Below are 21,496 nucleotides of genomic sequence, written 5' to 3'. Positions count from 1 at the left end.
TCCCTTCCCATGCGCCCCCTCCCTGTCAAGGCGGCTCTCGCCGCGCTCCTGTCGGCCACGCTCCTCGTCACCACCCCCGCCCTGTCCGCGTCGGCCGCCTCCCGGCCGGGTCAGGTCGGACTCGTCAGCTTCGTCGGTGCCTCCGTGTCGTCGTCGAGTGCGACGCTGACCGTCGACTGGTCGGATGTCGCAGGCGCGAAGAAGTACGAGGTGTTCGCCTCGACGTCGTATGACGCTCTCCCCAAGAAGACGTCGCCCTCGGCCACCGTCACGGCGTCCAAGGCGACGATCACGGGCCTGAGCAAGGGCAAGGACTACTTCGTGCAGGTACGCGCGGTGAACAGCGCCGGCAACGGCCCGCGCTCCTGGCGCGTCGGCCACCGCTCGATGGTGTCCGAGGCGACCGCGGCAGCGACCCGCCTCCGCGCCGTCACGTGGAACGTCTGCTCCTACCAGTGCTCCGGCATCGTGTCGCGCGCGAAGGTCATCAAATCGCGCATCGCGGAGCTGAAGGCGGATGTCGTCGGATTCCAGGAGGCGTCGAAGGTCAACGTCGCGCCGAGCGGGTACGCGTTCGCCTACAACGGCCAGAACGACATCCTCTACCGCAAGGCCGCTTTCACGAAGGTGGCGGCGAAGAGCGGCGGGCCCACCAGCGGCTACGCCCGCGCGGGGAAGAAGCACGCCTCGCCCGGACAGGGTTTCGCCTGGGCGGCCCTCAAGTCCTCGGCGGGTCAGTACATGGTCGTCGTCTCCGCCCACCTGCTCGTCGGGACGAAGGGCGCCGCGCTGAAGCAGCGGGAGTACGAGGCGAGCCGGCTCCAGCCGTTCATCTCGCGCCAGCTCGCCAGCCTGCAGAAGTCCCACGGCTCGCTGACCGACTGGACCAACGCTCCCGTCATCGTCCTCGGCGACACCAACACCCAGAAGGGGCGCACCGGGGACGACACCCTCGCGATCCTCGAGAAGGCCGGCTGGCACGACGCCTTCGAGCAGGCGCACTCGCTCACCCGCCAGCACCACAGCACGGCGAACTCGGAGATGTCGACGAAACCGCAGGTCGGGATCACCTGGGGCGCCCACATCGACAAGGTGCTCGTGCGTCCTTCGCGAACGATCGTCTACAAGTGGGCGAACGCCGGCGAGATGTCCGGGAGCCGGTATGTCACGCCGCTCGGCTCGGATCACCACCCGCTGCTGGTGGAGCTCGCCGTCAGGTGAGCCTCAGGGGCTCGGGGGACCCCCTCGGATAGACTCCGAGGGTCGTGCCCGCGACCGCCTTCCGCCGCCGGACAGATTGGCCCCGTAACCCGTGACCGAATCCGAGACACCCGCCGACGATCCGCTCCGACACCACCACCCGCTGACGATCGTGATCGCCGCGGACACCTTCGCCCCCGATGTGAACGGCGCCGCGCGATTCGCCGAGCGCCTGTCCGCCGGGCTCGCCGAGCGCGGGCACCGCGTGCACGTGATGACCCCGAGCGTCACGCACCGCGCGCACGGCGTCTTCACGGAGGTGATCGAGGGTCAGCCGATCACGGTCCACCGACTCCCCGGCTGGCGCTGGTACCCGCACGACTGGCTCCGGTTCGTCCTCCCCTGGATGGCCAAGCACTACTCGCGGAAGCTCCTCGACGAGGTGGACGCCGACGTCGTCCACAGTCAGTCGCACATCGTGCTGGGCCGCGCCATGACGCGCATCGCCCGCCAGCGCGGCATCCCGGTCGTGGCGACCAACCACGTGATGGCCGAGAACATCCTCGACTTCACGCTCCTGCCCGAGCGTCTCTACCGCGTCTTCCTCAAGCTCGCGTGGGACGACGCCGAGCGCACGTTCAAGATGTCGCGCGCCGTCACGACGCCCACCCGCCGTGCCGCCCAGTTCCTCGAGCGGACGATCGATGTCAGCGGCGTGGTCCCCATCAGCTGCGGCATCCGGAAGTCCAACTACACCCCCGACCTCTCGGTGCGACCCGAGCGCAGACGGGTGCTGTTCGTCGGCCGCCTGACGACCGAGAAGCACGTCGAGGTCACGCTCGAGGCGATCGCGAAGCTGGTCCCCGACCTCGACGTGGTCTTCGACGTCGTCGGCGGCGGCGATCAGCGGCGGAACCTCGAGCAGACGGTGCAGCGTCTCGGTCTCACCGGTCGCGTCACCTTCCACGGCCGTGTCTCGGAGGAGGAGCTCCGTGCCGCCTACACGCGCGCGGACGTCTTCGCGATCGCGTCGGTCGCGGAGCTGCAGTCCATCGCGACGATGGAGGCGATGGCATCCGGTCTCCCCATCGTCGCCGCGAACGCGGTCGCGCTGCCGCACCTCGTCCACGAAGGCGAGAACGGCTACCTGTTCGAGCCCGGCAACACCGAGGAGCTCGCCGACAAGCTGCGCGCCGTGCTGACGGCCACGCCCGAGGAGTACTCCCGCATGCAGCAGGCGTCGCTCGAGGGGATCGAGATGCACGACATCGAGCGCACGCTCGACACCTTCGAGGCCCTCTACCGCGGCGAGCCGCTCGACCGCTGACATGCGGCTGTTCTTCGACGCGCGGTACATCCGCACCGACTTCCACGACGGCATCAGCCGGTACTCGGCCGAGCTGGCCGCGGCCGTCGCGGCGTCCGCGCCCGCCGCGGGGGTCGACGTCACCTTCCTCATCTTCGACGAGGCGCAGCGCGCGTTCCTGCCGACGGATGCCGTGACCCTCACGATCCACGCTCCGACGTCACCGCGCGAGCCGTTCACCGCGCTGATCCTCAATCGGCACCGGCCGGACGTCGTCTTCTCGCCGATGCAGACGATCGGCTCGGCGGGTCGACGGTACCGGCTGATCCTCACCCTGCACGACACGATCTACTACCGGCACCGCACGCCGCCGCGCGGCCTGCCGTGGCCCGTGCGCATCGGCTGGCGCATCTTCCACCTCTCGTACTGGCCGCAGCGGTTCACGCTGAACGCCGCGGACCTCGTCGCGACGGTCAGCGAGACGAGCGCCTATCAGTTCGGGGAGGTGCGGCTGACGAAGCGGCCCGTCGTCGTGGTGCCGAATGCGCCGCAGCGCCTCGCCGAGCTGCTGCCCGGAGGCGTGGCCGTCGAGGGCGATCCAGTGCGGAACCTCGTCTACATGGGCTCGTTCATGCCGTACAAGAACGTCGAGACGCTCATCGCAGCGATGCGGCGGCTGCCCGACCACACGCTGCACCTGCTGTCGCGCGTCACTCCGGAGCGACGCGCGCAGCTGGACGCGGGAGCACGCAATGTCGTCTTCCACGACGGCGTGACGGATGCCGAGTACGCCCGGCTGCTCGCCGACCACGCGGCGCTGGTCACGACGAGCCTCGACGAGGGCTATGGGCTCCCGGTCGCCGAGGCGCTCGCCCTCGGCGTGCCGGCCGTCATCACCGAGATGCCGATCTTCCGCGAGGTGGCGGGGGACGGCGCGCTGTACGTCGACCCGATGTCGCCGGATGCCGTCGCCGAGGCGGTGCGCTCCCTCGACGAGCCGGGAGCGCGCGAGCGACTGGTCGCGGCGGGGACGGCGCACATCGCCGCGTTCAGCTGGGACCGGTCCGCCGGCATCCTGCTCCGCGCGGTGCGCGGCCTCGCCGGCTGATCAGAAGGACGACGACGCCGAGGCGAGAGCGGAGGCGATGAGCGCGATCACCACGCCGATCGCGGTCGCGGCGCCCAGGCCGATGCCGATGGCACCGGTGATCGTCCCGGGCCCGCGGCCTCGGACGGCGATGGCGCCCAGCACGATCGCGACGACGCCGAGGACGAGCGTGCCGACGGAGAGCGCACCGCTCAGGAGCTGGACCGCGGCGTAGGTGTCGATCGTCGCGTAGACGCCGCTGAGGGCGTAGGGCCAGATGGCGCCGAGCACCGCCGGGACCAGGCCGACGATGAGCGCCGCGATGCCGAGACCTCGCGATCCTGCCCCCGGTCCCGGCACGCCACGCGGCGGGAGACCCGGCGGGGTCGCACCCGACCAGCCGGCGGGGTGCGCACCGGGTGGGCGGCCGTGGACGTAGCCCGGCTCGCCGGGAGGCTGCGCGGGATTCACGCCGAAGCCCGGGTGCGCGGACGGCGGCGGCCCGGATGCCCCGGGGGTGTGCGGCGGCAGTGCGGGATCGGTCATCGGGTCTCCTTCCGCGGAGCCCCGAGTCTAGGGCGACCGGGGTCCCACAGGAGGAGCGATGCGGCCCGGGCGAGCACCGGGCGGGGTCAGATGTACCGAGGCGCGGACCGAGCGGATGAGGAGACGAGGTCCCGCGACGCCGGGTCGGGGAACTCGGGGCGAGGTCGCCCTGCGGGACGACGCCGATAGCCGTCCCGGAGGACGGTGCGGATGCTGCCGGCCACGGCCACGACCATGACGCCGGCGAGGGACATGAGGAGGAGTGCAGCGATCATGGCAGAAACGCTATGCTTAAGCTCATCCTGCCACGAGTGGCAGAGTTGACACCGTTCGCAGGATTACTGCCAAGGAGTTCCGCCATGATCAAGACCGTCGCGTGCGTGGTGATGCCGGGGTTCGCGCCCTTCGAGTTCGGGCTCGCCTGCGAGGCCTTCGGGCTGGATCGCACGGACGACGGCATCCCGAACTTCGACTTCCGCATCGTGACGCCGGATCCCGGCGCGGTGCCGAGCAACCTCGGGTTCTCGATCAACATCGACGACGACCTCTCCTTCGCGGACGAAGCGGACCTCGTCGTCGTGACGCCGATCCCCCGTGAGGCATGGGAGAGCGTCGACGAGCGCGTGCTCGACGTCGTGCGTCGCACCGTGGCCCGCGACGCCTGGGTGCTGACCGTGTGCAGCGGTGCGTTCGCGGTCGCGGCGTCCGGGGTCCTCTCGGGCCGTCGTGCGACCACCCACTGGCGGTACGCCGAGACGATGTCGCGCATGTACCCCGACATCGACGTCGACCCGAACGTGCTCTATGTGCAGGACGGCCGCATCATCACGAGCGCCGGGACGGCGGCGGGGCTTGACGCGTGCCTGCACCTCCTGCGCCTCGAGCTCGGCGCCGAGGCGGCGAACATCATCGCCCGCCGCATGGTCGTCCCCCCGCAGCGTGACGGCGGCCAGGCGCAGTTCATCGCCGCGCCGCTGCCCGCGTCGACGTCACTGTCGCTGTCGCCGGTCACGGACTGGATGCTGGAGAACCTGCGGCTCGACCTCTCCGTCGACCAGCTCGCCGCCCGCGCCCACATGTCGCCGCGCACCTTCGCGCGCCGCTTCAAGGCCGATCACGGCACGACGCCGGCGGCCTGGCTCGGCCGACAGCGCATCCTGCACGCGCAGCGCCTGCTCGAGCAGACCGACCTCGCACTCGACGCGATCGCGTACGAATGCGGCTTCGGGTCGGCCGCGGTCCTGCGGCAGAACTTCGCGCGGGTGCTCGGCACGACGCCGACCGCGTACCGCGCGCGCTTCGCGTGCGCGGACGATGCGATGCGGAGCCCCGCGGCCTGACGGTCAGCCCCGCAGGAGCAGGTCGTAGAAGCGGAAGAAGCTGAAGCCCTCGATCGGCAGTGTCGTCACGTCGGCGAATCCGGCGTCCCTGGCGTAGCCGCGAAGGATGCCGGGGCGCATGACAGTGCCCGTCGCCGCACTCGGCTGGTCGCTCATGCCGTCCGGCAGGCACACGAAGAGGCTGAAGGCATACATGAGAGGGTCGAACTCTCCGCCCGGGCCGCCGAAGTGCTCACCGACGGCCTCGTCCATCACGATGACGATGCCGTCGTCGGTGACCGCGCGCCGCATGGCCCGCAGGACATCGACCGGCTGTGACATGTCGTGGACGCACTCGAAAGCGAACACCGCATCGAACGTCCCGGCGCGTTCGAGAGACCCTGCGTCGGCCAGATGGAAGCGAACGCGGTCGGCGACTCCCGCGGCCTCCGCGTTCTCGCGCGCCGTGGCAACGGATGGCGCGTCGACGTCGAAGCCATCGACGCGGAGGTCGGGATATCCCTGCGCCAGTGCGATGGACGACCAGCCGCCGCCCATCCCGACGTCGGCGGCTCGGGCGCCTGGCCGCCGCAGCACCGCGTCCACGCGTTCGACGCCCGCGAACGCCTCGGGTAGTCGATCGAACCAGGGCCGGTTCAGGGCCGCCTGCGATTCCCGTGCATCCTCGCCCAGCTGCTGCCAGCTGACGCCGCCGCCCGTGCGATACGCCTCGAGCAGTGCAGGCAGCTGCGTGCCCGCCGCGGCAGCCAGCCGCGCAAGCGGTCCGGCGAAGGCGAGACTGTGCTCGTCGGTCAATGTCTCGGCCGCTCCGGCGGGCAGCGTGTAACGCCGCCGTGCGGCATTCGTCTCGTCGTCGGCGGAGAGAATGCCGGTGATGGCTTGCTGCTCCAGCCATTCGCGGGCATACCGGGGCGAGGTCTGGGTGCGCGCCGCGAGTTCGTCGGCCGTCGCCGGCCCGTCAGCGCGCAGGCTGCGGTACCAGCCGAGGCGATCGCCGAGATAGACGGCGTTGATCTCAGCCCAGCCGAGCATCGCCTGCACGAGCCGCTCGGCGATGTCATCAGCGCTCGCCGCGGGAAGGATCGCGGACATCAGTGGACTCCTCTGTCTGGATGACCCCCCGGTGAGGCTCACGCTACTCGTGATGATCATGGGGATCGACCCCGCTCGCCTTGACCGAGCGAGTGGTAAACTTGAGTCAATAAGGCTCAAGTCTGAGCACAGACCTCAGGAGTGAACGATGAACGCACAACCCGCACCCGGGCAGGAGGACCAGAAGAGCGCCCTCGAGCAGTTCGGGATCAACCTCACCGACCGCGCGCGGCAGGGCAAGCTCGACCCCGTCATCGGCCGCGACGGCGAGATCCGCCGCGTCAGTCAGGTCCTCACCCGACGCACGAAGAACAACCCCGTCCTCATCGGCGAGCCCGGCGTCGGCAAGACGGCGGTCGTCGAGGGCCTCGCCCAGCGGATCGTCGCCGGAGACGTCGCCGAGTCCCTGAAGAACAAGGAGCTCATCTCCCTCGACATCTCCGCCCTCGTCGCCGGTGCGATGTACCGCGGCCAGTTCGAGGAGCGTCTCAAGAGCGTGCTCAAGGAGATCACCGAGTCCGAGGGCCGCGTCATCACGTTCATCGACGAGCTGCACACCCTCATGGGCGCGGGCGGGGGCGAAGGGTCGGTCGCCGCATCCAACATGCTCAAGCCGATGCTCGCGCGCGGCGAGCTGCGCCTCATCGGCGCGACCACCCTCGACGAGTACCGCGAGTTCATCGAGAAGGACGCCGCGCTCGAGCGCCGCTTCCAGCAGGTGTACGTCGGAGAGCCGAGCGTCGAGGACACCGTCGCGATCCTGCGCGGCCTCAAGGGGCGCTACGAGGCGCACCACGGCGTCACGATCAGCGACGGCGCCCTCGTGGCCGCCGCCGCCATGAGCAACCGCTACATCTCGGGACGGCAGCTGCCCGACAAGGCCATCGATCTCATCGACGAGGCGATGAGTCGGCTCAAGATGGAGATCGACTCGAGCCCGGTCGAGATCGACGAGCTGCGTCGGCAGGTCGACCGGATGCGCCTCGAGGACCTCGCGCTCAAGAAGGAGAAGGACGACGCGTCCAAGGAGCGACGGGCGAAGCTGCGCGAGCAGATGGATGCCGCTCAGGCGGAGCTCGCGGTGCTCGAAGCGCGATGGGAGCGCGAGCGTGCGGGGCTGCACCGCGTCGGCGACCTCAAGAAGCAGTACGACCAGGCTGTCACCGAGAGGGACCGTGCGCTGCGTGAGGCCGACTACGCACGCGCCTCGAAGCTGGAGTACGAGACGATCAAGCGGCTGCAGCAGGAGATCGCCAACGCCGAGCGCGCCGAGGCCAACCCCGTCGAAGAGCGGATGGTCAACGAGCAGGTCACCGACGAGGACATCGCCGCGGTCATCGCCACGTGGACCGGCATCCCGGTCGGCAAGCTGCTGCAGGGCGAGACGCAGCGTCTCGTGCGGCTGGAGGCCGAGTTCGGCAAGCGCCTGATCGGCCAGAAGCCCGCCGTGAAGACGGTGTCGGATGCGGTCCGTCGCTCCCGTGCGGGCATCAGCGACCCGAACCGGCCGACCGGCTCCTTCCTGTTCCTCGGGCCTACCGGGGTCGGCAAGACCGAGCTGGCGAAGGCGCTCGCGGAGTTCCTCTTCGACGACGAGCGAGCGATGGTCCGCATCGACATGAGCGAGTACGGCGAGAAGCACTCCGTCGCCCGGCTCGTCGGCGCCCCTCCGGGATACATCGGCTACGAGCAGGGCGGACAGCTCACCGAGGCCGTCCGTCGCCGGCCGTACTCCGTCGTCCTCCTCGACGAGGTCGAGAAGGCTCATCCGGAGGTGTTCGACGTCCTGCTGCAGGTGCTCGACGACGGGCGGCTCACGGACGGTCAGGGCCGCACCGTGGACTTCACGAACACGATCCTGATCCTGACGAGCAACCTCGGCTCGCCGGTGCTCATCGACCCGACGCTGTCGGACGAGGTCCGGCGCGAGCAGGTCATGGCGCTCGTGCGGCAGGCGTTCCGGCCCGAGTTCCTCAACCGCCTCGACGACATCGTGATGTTCTCGGCGCTCAGCGAGGCCGACCTCGCGCAGATCGTGGAGCTCGCCGTCGATGCCCTGCAGCAGCGGCTCAAGGACCGCCGTCTCACCCTGGCCGTGACGCCCGACGCGCGGGCGTGGCTCGCCGAGCGCGGATACGACCCGCTGTTCGGTGCGCGGCCGCTGCGCCGGCTCATCCAGTCGGAGATCCAGGACCGCCTGGCGATGGCGCTGCTGTCGGGCGGCGTCCGGGACGGCGACATGGTGCGGGTCGACGTCGGGGTCGACGGGTCGCAGCTCGTCCTCACGAGCACCGGCCCGACACCCGGCGATGCGCCGGATGACGAGGTGATCGAGGCCGAGCTGCTGGAGGACTGACCCACGGCATCCGGTCGTCGAGACGACCCGCCGCGCGGATGCGCGGCGGCGGTGCCTCGGCGCATTGCGCGAACGGCATGCGCCGCGGCATAGCATCGAGTGATGCGGACATTGCGGGCTCTGTGGGGTGCCACCCATCCCGGGCCCGCGCTCGTCGTCACGATCCTGTCGCTCGCGCTCGGTCTCGCGGCCGGCCTCGAGCCGTGGCGTGTCGCCACGCTCGTCGCCGCCGTGTTCTGCGGTCAGCTGTCGGTCGGGCTGTCGAACGATGCCATCGACCTCTACCGGGACGGGCTCGTGGGCCGCTCCGACAAGCCGCTCGTGCGCGGCGACATCCGTCGTCGCACGGCCTGGATCGTCGCGGTGGTCGCCCTCGTGCTCGCGCTCGCCCTGTCGGCCGTCCTCGGCGGATGGATGCTGCTCGCGCACACGATCGCGCTGGCATCCGCCTGGGCGTACAACGCGGGGCTGAAGGCGACCCCGCTCTCCATCGCGCCGTTCCTCGTCAGCTTCGGGATCTTCCCCTCGCTCGCGACGCTGTCCGCCCCCGCGCCGCTCATCGCCGCGCCCTGGGCGACTCTCGCCGGCGCCGCGCTCGGGGCGGCCGTGCACCTGACGAACGTCCTGCCCGACCTCGACGACGATCGCCGGACCGGGGTGCGGGGTCTGCCGCACCGCATGGGCGCGCCGGCGTCCGTCGTGGTGGCGGTCCTCGGGATCGCCGCCGCGGCCGTCGCGGTCCTGATCGGCGGCGGTGGCGGCCTGCTCGCCTGGTGCTTCTTCGCCGTCGTGGTCGCTCTCGCCGCCGCGGTGCTCGTCCGGATGCGGCTCCGCGGTCCCGACCGGACCGGCTTCCGGCTCGTCATGGCGGCCGCGCTCGTCCTCGCCGCGCAGCTCGTCGCGACGTCGGCGGGGCTCACCGCCTGAACCCGGTGACCTGACCTCGCGGGCCTACCGTCGCCGGGCGGCCGCGTCGAAGCCCATGGCGTACGCCCGCGGCACGAGCGACCCGGTCGCGGCGAGAACGGTTCCGAGGCTCCGCGTCATCACACCGTGGGCGGCGGCTCCGAGCGGGCGGCCGAGACGCATGTTGACGGCGCCCAGGCGGCCCGCCGTCCGCGCGGACGACAGCCGCTCCCGTTCCCAGCGTCCGAGCGAGCCCGACGGCTCGGTGCCGGTGCGCAGCCACCTGATCAGCAGCGGGGCGAGGGTGGCGGCGTCCAGGAGCCCGAGGTTCAGTCCCTGACCGCCGATCGGGCTGATCTCGTGGGCGGTGTCGCCGATCACGCACAGGCGCCCCCGTCGCATGGCGGGTGCCAGCACGCGCCGGACCGCGAACGAGGACGCCTCCGCGATCGAGTCGGCGGCCGCCGCCTCGCCGCGCTCCCGCAGCGCGGTCCGGAGCCGATCGAGCCGTGCTCGGGGCTCGTCCGAGCCGCCGGCATCCCACGCCACGAATCGCCGGTGCCCGTCGGGCAGCGGGAAGGACTCGAGGACGCCGCCCGGCGCGAGGTGCACGAGCGCGGTCTCGGCATCGGGCCGCGGGGGGAGCGCCGCATCCGTCATCAGATAGCGGTCGGGGTACGCGGTGCGAGCCGGCGCGCCGGGCCGGTACACGAGGTCGCGTGCACCGACACCCGCGGCGACCACCACGATCGGGGCGCGGCCCTCTCTGTCGGCCGCCGTCACGGTGACGCCGTCGCCGTCGGGACGGATGCCGGTGACCCGGACACCGCGTTCAGCCGCCGGCGCGCCGACCGACAGCGCCGCCTCGGTCGCCGCCTGCGGCAGCGTCGCGACGTACGGGTGCCGGGTGTCGAGCCGGTCGAACCGGACCGTGCCGAGAAGGCGCCCGCCGCTGCGGGCCTCGCCGCGGCGGACCCGGACCGCTCCCGCGAGGAGGCGGTCGGTGGCGCCGCCCGCCTCGAGGGCGGTGAGCGTCGTCGCGTGCAGGCCGATCGCCCGCGACCCGCCGCCGCGCTCCGGGCGCCGTTCCCAGACCTCGACGTCGACGCCGGCCCGGGCGAGCTCTGCGGACAGCAGGGTTCCGACGGGACCCGCCCCCACGACGATGACCTCAGGCACCGGCGTTTCCTCGAGTGAGCATCGACCGCCGGCCGCGGCGGTCAGGCACCGCCGTCGCCGATCGCCAGCAGCCGGAACGGCACCGGGCTCACGACGCGCCAGCGCGGCCCGAGCGTCCGCTGCAGCTCGTCGGGACGATAGCTTCGGCGGATGGAGCGCAGCCCATCGGTCCGGAGGAACGTCCCGCGCTCCAGCGCGGTGATCCCGACGCCGTAGAGGGCATAGGGGAGCCGGCCGCGGGCGATGTCGGCGTGCAGGACGGGCCCGCTCGACAGGGCGGTGGTCTCGGCGATGAACCCCGGCAGCTCGGCATCGGACAGGTGGTGCAGGACGTGGTTCGACAGCACGGCGTCGAAGCGCGCTCCGGTTGCCGCGAGGCCCGCGGCGTCCGTGCAGGCGAAGGACACGCCCGGGCGGGCACGCTCCTGGGCGACCGCCAGCGCGCGCGGGTCCGGATCGATGCCCAGCCATTCGACCTCCAGACCGTCCCGCTCGGCGAGTTCGGCGAGGCGCGCGACGACGTCCCCGCCGCCGCTGCCGACATCGAGGACCCGCGCCGGACGGCCGAGGGACCCCAGCGCGGACGCGAGGTGCCGGCGCCAGACGCGGCCCCACCCGCCGATCGCCCGGTTGACGAGGTCGAATCGGCGCAGCGTCGCAGCGAGACGGTCCGGATCGCAGTCGGGGTCGTCCATCAGCTCGCGCAGGTCGGTGGCGCGGACGGCCAGGCTCATGCGCCGCCGTTCCGGCCGTAGGTCAGCAGGACGGCCTCGAGGGTCAGCCCGGGGCCGAACGCGAGCGTGGCGAGCCGATCGTCCGCCGTCAGGGCACGGCCCTCGAGGAACGACTTCAGGATGAAGAGGATCGTGGCGCTCGACATGTTGCCGTAGTCGCGGAGCACGGCGCGAGACGCGTCGAGGGCGCCGTCGGGGAGATCGAGACCGGATTCGACGCGGTCCAGCACGCTCCGGCCACCCGGATGCACCGCCCACGCGTCGACCGCGTCGCCTTCGAGGAACTGCGCCACGGCGCCCTGGATCTCGCGCCCGATGATGCGGGGCACCTCGGCGGAGAGGACCATCTCGAACCCCTCGTCGCCGATCGTCCAGGCCATGTCCCGCTCTCCGTCGCTGGTGAGCGCCGTGCCGAAGCGGTCGATGTCGAACCACGCCTCACCGCGCCGGGCCGGGTCGGCGCTGACGACGGCGGCGGCGGCGCCGTCCGCGAAGACGGAGGCCGCGACGATCTGATCGTGGTCGGCCGGGGTCCGGAAGTGGAGCGAGCAGAGCTCGGCGCAGACGACGAGGACGACGGCGTCGGGATCCGAGCCGCAGATGCGTGCGGCCGTGCGGAGGCCCGGGAGCGCGGCCGCGCAGCCGACGAAGCCCAGGTGGTAGCGCTCGACCCGTGTGCTGAGCCCGAGGTCGCGGACGAGCCGGTAGTCGGGACCGGGCGCGAACATCCCGGTGCACGACACCGTCACGACGTGCGTCACGTCGGCGGCGTCGACGGCTGCCGCAGCCAGCGCCCTCCGTGCCGCTTCGGCGAACAGCGGCGGCGCAAGGCGGATGTAGGCGTCGTTGCGCGTGCCGGTCGACGGCGCGAGGAGGGCGCCGGCATCCGTGACGACCGGCATCCGCTCGACGGCGTCCCCGACGGTGCCGTCCGCGGGCGCGCTCGTCGCGCCGTCGTCGCCCGGGGACGGCACGCCCGCGGCGCCGCGTTCGGCTGCCGCCGCGAGATCGTCGAGCACGGTGTGCCGGGTCGAGATGGCGGAGGCATCGAAAGCGGCACCGATCAGGCGCTTCGTCAACCGGTCGGTGCCGGGCTGAGAGGCGAACAGGTCGCGCACAGCGGCCTGCTGCAGGCGGGCCGGAGGCACGGCGGTGCCGATCGACAGCAGACGGGTGGTCATTTCCTCACCGTAACCGTTCCCGGGGAGGTGCCGGCCGCCCCTGTTCCGGCGCGTTCGCGTCGTCTATGGTGCGGCGGTGCCGCCGGCGGGCGCCGGCGATCCGGTGCCGCGGGACTCAGTCGTCGATGAGGACGGAGTCGCCGACCGGCCGCCGGGTGCGGGGCGCGCTCTCGCGCTCCCTCATCTGCTCCGGAGCGGAGGCGAAGTCACCGAGCGTGCCGACGGCGGTCACGGTCAGGGGTCGCAGGTCCGGAGCCAGCGAGAAGGACGCCGCGAGGTCGTCGGCGTCGAAGCCGCCCATCTGGTGCGTCGCGAGACCGGCGGCGTGCGCCTGCACGGTGAAGTGCGCCGCCGCCTGACCGACGTCGTAGGCGGCCCAGCGCATCGGCGTGCCCTCGAACTCGCTCGTCGCCACGAACACCACGAGGGCTGCGGCGTCGGCCGCCCATGCCTGGTTGAACCCGATGAGCGCGTCCACGATCTTCGCGTGCGACGCCGAGCCGCGGCGCGCGACGATGAACCGCCACGGCTGCGTGTTCGAGGCGGACGGCGCCCACCGGGCCGCCTCCAGCGCGGCCGCGAGGGCGTCCTCGTCGATCGGGGTGGCCGCATCGAAGATGCGCGTGCTCCATCGCTCCGTGAGCACATCCAGGATCGGCGTGTCGGTGGTGGCGGCGCGGTCGAGCATGAGAATCCTTCGATGGGGGAGGGGAGCGCGCGAGAGGCGCTCCTCCATTCAACCCCAGCGCGGATGCGTGGTCTCTGACAGCCCCCTCCTTCCGGCGGCGCGGACCGGGGCCGTGGGGTCGATCCGTCGCCGGTCGACGGGGCACGCGGACGCCCCGCCTCCCGGTTCGGCCGGGGGACGGGGCGGTTCCGTGCGGGGGATGCGGCTCAGCCGGCGAGGGCCTCGCGCAGCTTGACCCGGGCGCCCATGCGCAGGAGCGAGTTCTCGTAGATCTTCGCGCCGATGAGGATCGCCGCGACGCAGGCGGCGAGCATGACCGCGAGCGACAGGAGCGGCTCCCACCACTGCGCCTCGCCGACGAAGATGCGCACCGGCATCCCCACCGGAGCCGAGAACGGGACGTACGACATGATCGTCAGCACCAGGGGGTTGTCGTTGAAGAAGATGACGAGGAAGTACGGCGCCATCACGAGGTAGGTGAGCGGCGTGATCGTCGCGCCGATGTCCTCCTGGCGTGACACCATCGCCCCCGCCGCGGCGAACAGCGCCGCGAGCAGGACGAAGCCGAAGAGGAAGAACACCGCGAACCAGGCGATCGGCCCGCCGAGCCCGGCGAGCAGCATGTCCTGCCCGGTGACGGTCAGCCCCACCGTGGCGATCGCGGCGATGCCGATGATCTGGCCCATCGCCAGCAGCGTGTTGCCGATGACCTTGCCCGCCAGCAGTGCGCGGGTCGGGATCGCCGAGATGAGCAGCTCGACCACACGGGTCTGCTTCTCCTCGACGACGCTCGACGCGATGGTCGACCCGAACGTGAGCGCCGCGGCGAAGAAGATCGCCCCGAAGCCGATCGCGACGATGTAGCGGAGGAATCCGTCGGTGGCGTCGGTGGCGAGGAGCTCCACCGCCGGCGAGACGCTGAACTGCTGCACCAGCCCGCTCGGCACGTCCTCGTCGCCGACGAGGGTGAAGCCGAACGGCTCTGCGCCGCCGGGGACCAGTGCGGCATCGACGTCACCGGCGGTGACGAGCTCGCGCGCCTCGTCGGCGTCGGCGGCATCCGTCACCTCGAGACCGTCCATGCCCTCGACGGCGGATGCCGTCTCGGGGGTGACCGCGATGGGGATCCGGTTCTCGTTCTGCGCGGCGAAGCCGCCCCAGAGGACGCCGGCCAGGACGATCACGAACAGGATCGCCGAGGAGATGAGGAACGACTTGCTGCGCAGCTTCGAGCCGAGCTCGCGCTCGGTGACGAGCCAGACGCTCTGTGCGAAGGACGGGGTGGTGACGGACGCGTTCACTGGATGACCTCCGTGAAGATCTGGGTGAGGGTGGGGCGGCGCGGCGCGAAGCTCGTGACCGCGCCGCTGGCGACCGCGCGCTGCAGGACGCGCTGCGCGGTCTCGTCGGAATCGACGTCAAAGAGGGCGTAGCCGCCGTCGAAGTCGATGACCTCGACGCCCGGCTCGGCGCGCAGCCAGCCGGCGTCCCCGGCGGAGACCAGCTCGTAGCGGCGCGTGGAATGCTCCTCGCGCAGACCGTCGCGCGTGCCCGCGGCGCGGATGGTGCCGCCGGCGATGATGACGAGGTCGTCGCAGAGGCGCTCGACGACGTCGAGCTGGTGCGACGAGAACAGCACCGACGTGCCCTGTGCGGCGCGGGTCTGCAGCACCCGGGCGACCACCTCGACGGCGATCGGGTCGAGGCCCGAGAACGGCTCGTCCAGGATCAGCACCTGCGGGTCGTGCACGAGCGCCGCCGCGATCTGGGCGCGCTGCTGGTTGCCGAGCGAGAGCGTCTCGACGTTGTCGTCCAGCCGCTCGCCGAGGCCGAGCTCCTCGAGCAGCGCGGTGGCCCGGGTCGTGGCATCCGGCTTGCTGAAGCCGTGGAGGCGGGCGAGGTAGACGATGTGCTCGAGCACCTTCATCTTCGGGTAGAGGCCGCGCTCCTCGGGCATGTACCCGAACCGGCGGCGGTCGGCCGCGGTCACCGGAGCGCCGTCGAGGACGACCTCGCCGGCGTCGCGCGCCAGGACGCCGAGGATGATCCGCATCGTGGTGGTCTTGCCCGCGCCGTTGCCGCCGACGAAGCCGGTGAGCCGGCCCGGCGCGATGTCGAACGACACGTCGTCGAGCACACGGCGGGCGCCGTAGCTCTTCGTGATCCCGCGAAGGTGCAGCATCCGTTCCTCCTGGTGGTCGCGAGGCTGCGTGGTGCGGCCTCATCGTGTCTCCACGCTATTGAGGCGAGCGGAGGCGGACCTCCCCCTGACGGATGATTCCCGCCGCCCGCCGTGCGGGGGAGGGGCGTCCCGTCCGCGGCCGTCCCCGCGAAATTTCGTATGCGCAGGAATGTTCTTTTACGATCGGCTGTTGAACGGAGGGATGGCGCCCCCGGCGCATCCACCCACGACTCTGGAGGACCCATGACCGACCGCACCATCGGCTACATCGTCGGCAGCATCTCGTCGACCTCGATCAACCGCAAGCTCGCGAAGGCCCTCGAGCGGCTCGCACCCGAGGGCACGACCCTCGTCGAGATCCCGATCAAGGACCTGCCGTTCTACTCGCCCGACCTCGACGCCGACTTCCCGCAGGTCGCCCTCGACTACAAGCAGGCGATCGCCGACGCGGACGGCGTCATCATCATCACGCCCGAGTACAGTCGCTCGATCCCCGGCGTGCTCAAGAACGCGCTCGACTGGTCGGCGCGCCCCTGGGGCCAGGCCTCCTTCGACGGCAAGCCCACGGCCGTCATCGGGACCTCGCAGGGCGGCATCGCGACCGCGGCCGCGCAGCAGCACCTGAAGGCCATCCTGAGCCACTTCAACGCCCCGACCCTCGGACAGCCCGAGGGCTACGTCCAGAGCCTGCCGGGCGTCTTCACCGACACCGGCGAGGTCACCGATCCCGGGACCGCCGGCTTCCTGTCGGGGTACCTCGACGCGTTCGTCGCGCTCGTGGACCGCTACGCGAAGGTCCCCGCGGGCGCCTGAGCCCGGTCCTCGTCCGGACGGCCCCGCTCCCGACTCGGAGCGGGGCCGTTCGGCGCTGACGGGCGGGTCCGGCGGCGCGCACCGGCCGGCCCGCGCCGGCGGGCGAGGCGGTCCGGTCGTCAGGCCAGGCCGTGACGGTGGGCGTAGACCACGGCGGCGACGCGATCGCGCGCCCCGAGCTTCTGCAGCACGTTCGAGACGTGCGTCTTCACCGTGGCCTCCCCGATGAACAGCTGGCGTGCGATCTCGGCGTTGCTCATCGCCTGCGCGAGCAGACGGAGGACCTCGGATTCGCGATCGGTGAGATCCACCGCGACGGTCGCCGCGGCGGCGTCATCCGTCCGGTGCGCCGCGGGTGCCGGCGCGATCGCCGGGTCGGCGTCGGCGAACGACCCGCCGGGGGCGAACCGCTCGATCACCCGTTTCGTCACCGTGGGGGAGAGCAGGGCCTCGCCGCCGTGGGCGATGCGGACGGCGGAGGTCAGCTCCTCGGGGCCCGCGTTCTTCAGCAGGAACCCGCTCGCGCCGGCGGCGAGCGCCTGGAACAGGTAGTCGTCGCGGTCGAAGGTCGTGACGATGACGACGGACGCCTCGATCGCGGGATCCGCGACGATGCGTCGGGTGGCCTCGAGTCCGTCCATGTCGGGCATCTGGACGTCCATGCAGATGACGTCCGGACGCAGGTCGGCTGCCGCGCCGATCGCGGCCGCGCCGTCGCCGGCCTCGCCGACGATCTCGATGTCGCCGGCGGCCTCGAGGATCATGCGGAAGCCCGCGCGCATGACGGCGTGATCGTCGACGAGCAGCACGCGGATCATGCGGACACCGCCTGGCGGACCGGGACGACCGCCCGCACGAGGAACCCGCCGCGATCGCGGGGCCGCGCCTCGAGGGTGCCGCCCGACGCGACGGCGCGCTCGCGCATCCCCACGAGGCCCAGGCCCGCGCGGCCCGAGATCGGCGCGCGGCCGGTGTTGGTGACCTCGAGCTCGATCTCGCCGTCGCCGTAGCGCACGCGCAGATCCGCCGTGGCGCCGCGACCGCCGTGCCGGCGCGCGTTCGTGAGCGCCTCCTGCGCGATCCGGTAGAGGTTCACCTGGACGAGCTCCGACGCCTCGACCGGGTCGCCGACCACGGACAGCGTCGTCGGGAGCCCGTTCGCCCGCGCATGCTCGACGAGCTCGGGCAGCGCCGAGAGGCGCAGCGTCGAGGCACCCGGAGCATCGGCATCCGGCGTCCGGAGCGTTTCCAGCAGCTGGCGGAGCTCGGTCAGGGCGGAGCGGGCGGCGGTCTCGATGCCGGTCAGGGCGGTGCGGGCCGCGTCGGGATTCCGGTCCAGGACCGTGCGGGCAGCGCCCGCCTGCACACCCATCGCCGACACGTGGTGGGCGACGACGTCGTGCAGCTCGCGGGCGATGCGGACGCGGTCCAGGGCGACGGCCTGCGCGGCGGTCAGTTCGCGCTCCCGCTCCAGCTCGGCGGTGCGCTCCATGAGCGCGTCGTACTGCATGGCACTCGCGTACGCGCGCTCGCCGAAGAGGTAGGCGCCGCCGAAGAACGCGATGTTGATGAGGAACTGCAGCATCGCGAACGCCGCGAAGGGCGAGAACGGCCCCTCCTGCGAGAGTCCTTCGTCCGACGCCGCGGACTGGAACATCGACACGAGCAGCCAGACGAGCATGCCCACGATGACGAGCATCCGCGCGATCGCCGCACGGCGCCGGTCCGCCACCCAGGCGCCGACCGTGTACATCGCGATGAAGATCGCGACGTTGCCGACGTAGACCTCGGGGATCAGGAGTGAGACGCCGACGAAGTAGGCGCCGGAGACGATCACGAGGACGGTGCTCGGGTAGCGGCGTCGGACGGCGAGCGGAAGCGTCAGCACGGCCGCGTACACGAAGCCCCACCACAGGTCGGGATGCTCGCCCCCGTAGATCCCCGAGGCGGAGCCGAGCGCGGTGCTGAGGATTCCCGCGACCAGCATCCCGGCGGCCAGCCAGGCGTCGTGGCGGGATTCCGTCGGGGTGACCTGGCGGCGCAGGGGCGAAGCGGACATGGTCCCACGGTAGGGGGCCGCGACCTCCGCGGCATCCGTCATACGGGGGAGACGGCAGGGGTCTTGACGCGTTACTTGTTTTTTGCAAGCATCGGATCACGCCATCCGGCGCCGTGATCCGAAGGAGCATCATGACCGACATCTTCGTCAACATCCCGACATCCGACCTGGAGCGCTCGAAGGCGTTCTACACCGCACTCGGATGCCGCATCGATCCGAACTTCACCGACGAGAACGCCGCCTGCATCGTGTGGGACGAAAACATCTACTTCATGGTGCTGACGCGGGAGTTCTTCGGCACGTTCACCGACAAGACCGTCGCCGACCCGGCGACGACCGCGCAGGTGCTGACCGCGTTCAGCCGGCCGTCACGCGAGGAGGTCGACGCGACGCTCGAGAAGGGGCTCGCCGCGGGCGGGACCGAGCCGCGCGACCCGCAGGACTACGGATTCATGTACTCCCGGAGCATGGAGGACCCCGACGGCAACGTCGTCGAGTTCGTCCACATGGATCCGGTGGCGGCCGAGCAGGGCCCGGGAGCCCTCCAGGAGCAGCAGCAGTAGTGGCGTCCCGGACCTACGGGCAGTACTGCGGTCTGACGCGGGCCGTCGAGCTCGTCGGCGAGCGGTGGGCGCTGCTCATCATCCGCGACCTGCTCGTCGGCCCGCGACGCTACACCGACCTGAACCAAGGGCTCGCCCGGATCCCGACCAACATCCTGTCGGCCCGGCTGAAGGAGCTGCAGGAGGCGGGCATCGTCCGGCGGGTGCCGCTGCTGAACTGCGGGCTCGTGTACGAGCTGACGCCGTACGGCCGCGAGCTCGAGCCGATCGTCCTCGCGCTCGGCCGGTGGGGCTTCCAGGCGATGGGCGCCCCGAAAGAGGGTGACGTCGTCACCCCGGACTCGCTCACGATGGCGCTCCGCACCGCGTTCCGGACGGATGCCGCGGAGCCCGGCGACTACGAGCTGCACGTGGGCGACGTGGCGCTGCGGGCGACCGTCCGGGACGGCGAGCTGCGCGTGGCGCAGCTCGCCCCGCCGGCGCCGCCCGCGAGCGGCGAGCGGCCTGCGGGCGAACCGGACGTCGTGATCGCGGCGGGCCCCGGCATCCGCGAGGTCATCTCCGGCGAGATCGGACCCCGCTGCGCGATCGAGGACGGCATCGTCCACGTCATCGCCGGGGATGCCGCGATGCTCGAGCGGTTCGCCGCGACCTTCCACATCGAACCCGCGCTCGCATCGCGCTGAGCGCTCATCACGGAAAGAGGCATCATGACCACGCGAGGACGCATCGTCATCGATCTGTTCACGACGCTCGACGGCGTCGCCCAGGCGCCGGGCGGTCCCGACGAGGACGCCCGCAACGGCTTCCGGTTCGGCGGCTGGCAGGCGCCGTTCCCCGACGACATGGTCGGCGAGCAGGTGAGCGCGTACATCGACTCGATGGACGCACTGCTGCTCGGCCGCCGCACCTACGACATCTTCGCCGCCTACTGGCCCCACCACACCGACGGGCCGGCGGGCTCGGTGGGCCGCACGTTCGACCGGGTGCCGAAGTACGTGGCATCCCGCTCCGCCCTCACCCCGGCGTGGGCCGGCACGGTGCAGCTCGGGCCGGATGTGCCCGCCGAGGTCGACGCCCTGCGCGACCGGCACCGCGACATCCATGTCGTCGGGAGCGTGGGCCTGGTGCAGACGCTGCTGGCGGCCGAGGTCTACGACGAGCTGCGGCTGTGGGTCCACCCGGTGGTCCTCGGCGAGGGCCGGCGGGTGTTCCCGGACGGAGCCGCACCGGCGACGCTCCGGCTGATCGAGCCCCCGCTGGTCGGCGATCAGGGCGTCGTGCAGCTGCGGTACGCGCCCGCCGGACCGGTGCGCACCGGCGACATGGACGAGGTCGACTTCCCCCGCTGAGCGGACCCCCGGCCGAGCCGGATCAGAAGATCATCGGACGGTCGTCATCGTCCTCGTCGGCCGCGAGGTCGATGTCGACGACGACGGGCACGTGATCGCTCGGGATCTCGCCCTTCCGCTCGTTGCGGTGGATCTCCGCGGCGACCACGCCGTCGGCGAGCGCGGGCGAGCCGAGGATGAAGTCGATGCGGAGGCCCTCATTGCGCGGGAACCGCAGCTGCTTGTAGTCCCAGTAGGTGTAGCCGGTCGGAACGAGCGGGCGCACGGTGTCGCTCAGGCCTGCATCGAGGAGGGACTGGAACGCCGCGCGCTCCTCGGGTGACACGTGCGTCGTGGCGCCCTCGACGACGGTGGGGTCGCCGTTGTCGGCATCCGTCGGCGCGATGTTGAAGTCGCCGACGAGGGCGAGGGGGAGGCCCGGGCTCGCTTCAAGCGTGCGCTGCGTGTAGCCGCGGAGCGCCTCGAGCCAGTGCAGCTTGTAGAGGTAGTGCGGGTCGCCCAGCGAGCGACCGTTGGGGACGTACAGGCTCCAGACCTTCACGCCGCCGATCGTCGCGCCGATGGCGCGCGCCTCCTGCGGCGCATCCGGACCCTCATGCCCCTTGAGGAAGCCGGGCATGTCGGGGAAGGCGTACTCGACCTCCTCGATCGGCTCGCGGCTCGCGATCGCGACGCCGTTCCACTGATTGAGGCCGTGCGCCTCGACGTGGTAGCCGGCCTCCTCGAACGCCTCGTAGGGGAACTGCTCGGGCTTGCACTTGATCTCCTGCATCGCGAGCACGTCGATCCCCTCGCGCACGGCGAAGTCGACGGTGCGCACGACGCGAGCGCGGATCGAGTTGACGTTCCAGGTGGCAAGCCGCATGCTCACAGCCTATTTGCCGTCGCCGACGTGCCCGACTCCCCGGGCCG

General features: G+C 71.6%; 22 protein-coding genes. 10 read left to right on the top strand and 12 right to left on the bottom strand.

The annotated features are described in order from the left end of the window. The first annotated feature begins 9 nt into the window (after window positions 1-9). The 3 genes from AB3M83_RS00795 to AB3M83_RS00785 all read left to right on the top strand — a co-directional run bounded on the left by AB3M83_RS00795 (window position 10) and on the right by AB3M83_RS00785 (window position 3,614). Window positions 10-1,221, top strand: a complete 1,212-nt coding sequence (locus tag AB3M83_RS00795) for an endonuclease/exonuclease/phosphatase family protein (RefSeq protein WP_412944449.1) — start codon at window positions 10-12, stop codon at window positions 1,219-1,221. A 91-nt stretch (window positions 1,222-1,312) separates the two neighbouring features. Further along, window positions 1,313-2,527, top strand: coding sequence for a glycosyltransferase (locus AB3M83_RS00790; protein WP_412944448.1), 1,215 nt, complete (start codon window positions 1,313-1,315; stop codon window positions 2,525-2,527). 1 nt (window position 2,528) lies between these two features. Further along, complete coding sequence (locus AB3M83_RS00785) at window positions 2,529-3,614, top strand: glycosyltransferase (RefSeq protein WP_412944447.1); 1,086 nt, start codon at window positions 2,529-2,531, stop codon at window positions 3,612-3,614. On the opposite strand, the gene AB3M83_RS00780 is transcribed toward AB3M83_RS00785, so the two are convergent. Continuing rightward, the gene (locus AB3M83_RS00780; protein WP_412944446.1) at window positions 3,615-4,139 is read right to left on the bottom strand and encodes a hypothetical protein; all 525 of its coding nucleotides are present in this window, start codon (window positions 4,137-4,139) and stop codon (window positions 3,615-3,617) included. Window positions 4,140-4,225: 86 nt separating this feature from the next. Continuing rightward, entirely contained in the window at window positions 4,226-4,414 is a 189-nt protein-coding gene (locus tag AB3M83_RS00775) for a hypothetical protein (RefSeq protein ID WP_412944445.1), read from the bottom strand. A gap of 84 nt (window positions 4,415-4,498) precedes the next feature. Between AB3M83_RS00775 and AB3M83_RS00770 the strand changes: the two genes are divergently transcribed. Further along, on the top strand, window positions 4,499-5,479 hold the full coding sequence (locus tag AB3M83_RS00770) for a GlxA family transcriptional regulator (RefSeq protein ID WP_412944443.1): 981 nt from the start codon (window positions 4,499-4,501) through the stop codon (window positions 5,477-5,479). Between the two features lie 3 nt (window positions 5,480-5,482). Here AB3M83_RS00770 and AB3M83_RS00765 read toward each other — a convergent pair whose 3' ends face one another. Beyond that, window positions 5,483-6,613 carry a class I SAM-dependent methyltransferase gene (locus AB3M83_RS00765; RefSeq protein ID WP_412944442.1) on the bottom strand — a complete coding sequence of 377 codons (1,131 nt, stop codon included), beginning with the start codon at window positions 6,611-6,613 and terminating at the stop codon, window positions 5,483-5,485. 106 nt (window positions 6,614-6,719) lie between these two features. Between AB3M83_RS00765 and AB3M83_RS00760 the strand changes: the two genes are divergently transcribed. Beyond that, entirely contained in the window at window positions 6,720-8,927 is a 2,208-nt protein-coding gene (locus tag AB3M83_RS00760; protein ID WP_412944441.1) for an ATP-dependent Clp protease ATP-binding subunit, read from the top strand. 102 nt (window positions 8,928-9,029) lie between these two features. Next, the gene (locus AB3M83_RS00755) at window positions 9,030-9,854 is read left to right on the top strand and encodes a UbiA family prenyltransferase (RefSeq protein WP_412944439.1); all 825 of its coding nucleotides are present in this window, start codon (window positions 9,030-9,032) and stop codon (window positions 9,852-9,854) included. A gap of 24 nt (window positions 9,855-9,878) precedes the next feature. Here the strand turns inward: AB3M83_RS00755 and AB3M83_RS00750 are convergent, their stop codons facing one another. The 6 genes from AB3M83_RS00750 to AB3M83_RS00725 form a co-directional block, all read right to left on the bottom strand. Then, window positions 9,879-11,012, bottom strand: a complete 1,134-nt coding sequence (locus tag AB3M83_RS00750) for an FAD-dependent oxidoreductase (protein WP_412944437.1) — start codon at window positions 11,010-11,012, stop codon at window positions 9,879-9,881. Between the two features lie 41 nt (window positions 11,013-11,053). Then, window positions 11,054-11,746, bottom strand: coding sequence for a methyltransferase domain-containing protein (locus AB3M83_RS00745; RefSeq protein WP_412944436.1), 693 nt, complete (start codon window positions 11,744-11,746; stop codon window positions 11,054-11,056). Beyond that, a complete protein-coding gene (locus AB3M83_RS00740; RefSeq protein WP_412944435.1) occupies window positions 11,743-12,927 on the bottom strand; it encodes a type III polyketide synthase in 1,185 nt (394 codons plus the stop codon). The genes AB3M83_RS00745 and AB3M83_RS00740 overlap by 4 nt, the downstream gene beginning before the upstream one ends. 115 nt (window positions 12,928-13,042) lie before the next feature. Continuing rightward, the gene (locus tag AB3M83_RS00735; protein WP_412944434.1) at window positions 13,043-13,615 is read right to left on the bottom strand and encodes a nitroreductase family protein; all 573 of its coding nucleotides are present in this window, start codon (window positions 13,613-13,615) and stop codon (window positions 13,043-13,045) included. Window positions 13,616-13,821: 206 nt separating this feature from the next. Next, window positions 13,822-14,916 carry an ABC transporter permease gene (locus AB3M83_RS00730; protein ID WP_412944433.1) on the bottom strand — a complete coding sequence of 365 codons (1,095 nt, stop codon included), beginning with the start codon at window positions 14,914-14,916 and terminating at the stop codon, window positions 13,822-13,824. Beyond that, window positions 14,913-15,797, bottom strand: a complete 885-nt coding sequence (locus tag AB3M83_RS00725; RefSeq protein ID WP_412944432.1) for an ABC transporter ATP-binding protein — start codon at window positions 15,795-15,797, stop codon at window positions 14,913-14,915. The genes AB3M83_RS00730 and AB3M83_RS00725 overlap by 4 nt, the downstream gene beginning before the upstream one ends. Before the next feature lie 243 nt (window positions 15,798-16,040). Here AB3M83_RS00725 and AB3M83_RS00720 point away from each other — a divergent pair, with 243 nt between their 5' ends. Beyond that, a complete protein-coding gene (locus AB3M83_RS00720) occupies window positions 16,041-16,610 on the top strand; it encodes an NADPH-dependent FMN reductase (RefSeq protein ID WP_412944431.1) in 570 nt (189 codons plus the stop codon). A 119-nt stretch (window positions 16,611-16,729) separates the two neighbouring features. Here AB3M83_RS00720 and AB3M83_RS00715 read toward each other — a convergent pair whose 3' ends face one another. Continuing rightward, window positions 16,730-17,428: a response regulator gene (locus AB3M83_RS00715; protein ID WP_412944430.1), complete on the bottom strand. Its 699-nt coding sequence runs from the start codon at window positions 17,426-17,428 to the stop codon at window positions 16,730-16,732. Further along, on the bottom strand, window positions 17,425-18,669 hold the full coding sequence (locus AB3M83_RS00710; RefSeq protein ID WP_412944428.1) for a sensor histidine kinase: 1,245 nt from the start codon (window positions 18,667-18,669) through the stop codon (window positions 17,425-17,427). Before AB3M83_RS00710 ends, AB3M83_RS00715 begins: the two co-directional genes overlap by 4 nt. Before the next feature lie 131 nt (window positions 18,670-18,800). On the opposite strand from AB3M83_RS00710, the gene AB3M83_RS00705 reads away from it, so the two are divergent. Genes AB3M83_RS00705 through AB3M83_RS00695 form a run of 3 tightly spaced genes read left to right on the top strand, consistent with a single transcriptional unit; the run spans window position 18,801 to window position 20,584 of the window. Then, entirely contained in the window at window positions 18,801-19,232 is a 432-nt protein-coding gene (locus tag AB3M83_RS00705; RefSeq protein ID WP_412944427.1) for a VOC family protein, read from the top strand. After that, window positions 19,232-19,918, top strand: coding sequence for a winged helix-turn-helix transcriptional regulator (locus AB3M83_RS00700; protein ID WP_412944426.1), 687 nt, complete (start codon window positions 19,232-19,234; stop codon window positions 19,916-19,918). Before AB3M83_RS00705 ends, AB3M83_RS00700 begins: the two co-directional genes overlap by 1 nt. Before the next feature lie 24 nt (window positions 19,919-19,942). Continuing rightward, window positions 19,943-20,584, top strand: a complete 642-nt coding sequence (locus tag AB3M83_RS00695) for a dihydrofolate reductase family protein (RefSeq protein ID WP_412944425.1) — start codon at window positions 19,943-19,945, stop codon at window positions 20,582-20,584. Between the two features lie 22 nt (window positions 20,585-20,606). Here AB3M83_RS00695 and AB3M83_RS00690 read toward each other — a convergent pair whose 3' ends face one another. Then, window positions 20,607-21,449, bottom strand: coding sequence for an exodeoxyribonuclease III (locus tag AB3M83_RS00690; protein ID WP_412944424.1), 843 nt, complete (start codon window positions 21,447-21,449; stop codon window positions 20,607-20,609). Window positions 21,450-21,496 lie beyond the last annotated feature (47 nt).

The organism is Microbacterium pasadenense, assembly GCF_047246565.1.
Taxonomy (GTDB): Bacteria; Actinomycetota; Actinomycetes; order Actinomycetales; family Microbacteriaceae; genus Microbacterium.
Note: the sequence above shows the minus strand (reverse complement) of the source record. Positions and strands in the feature narration are given on the sequence as shown.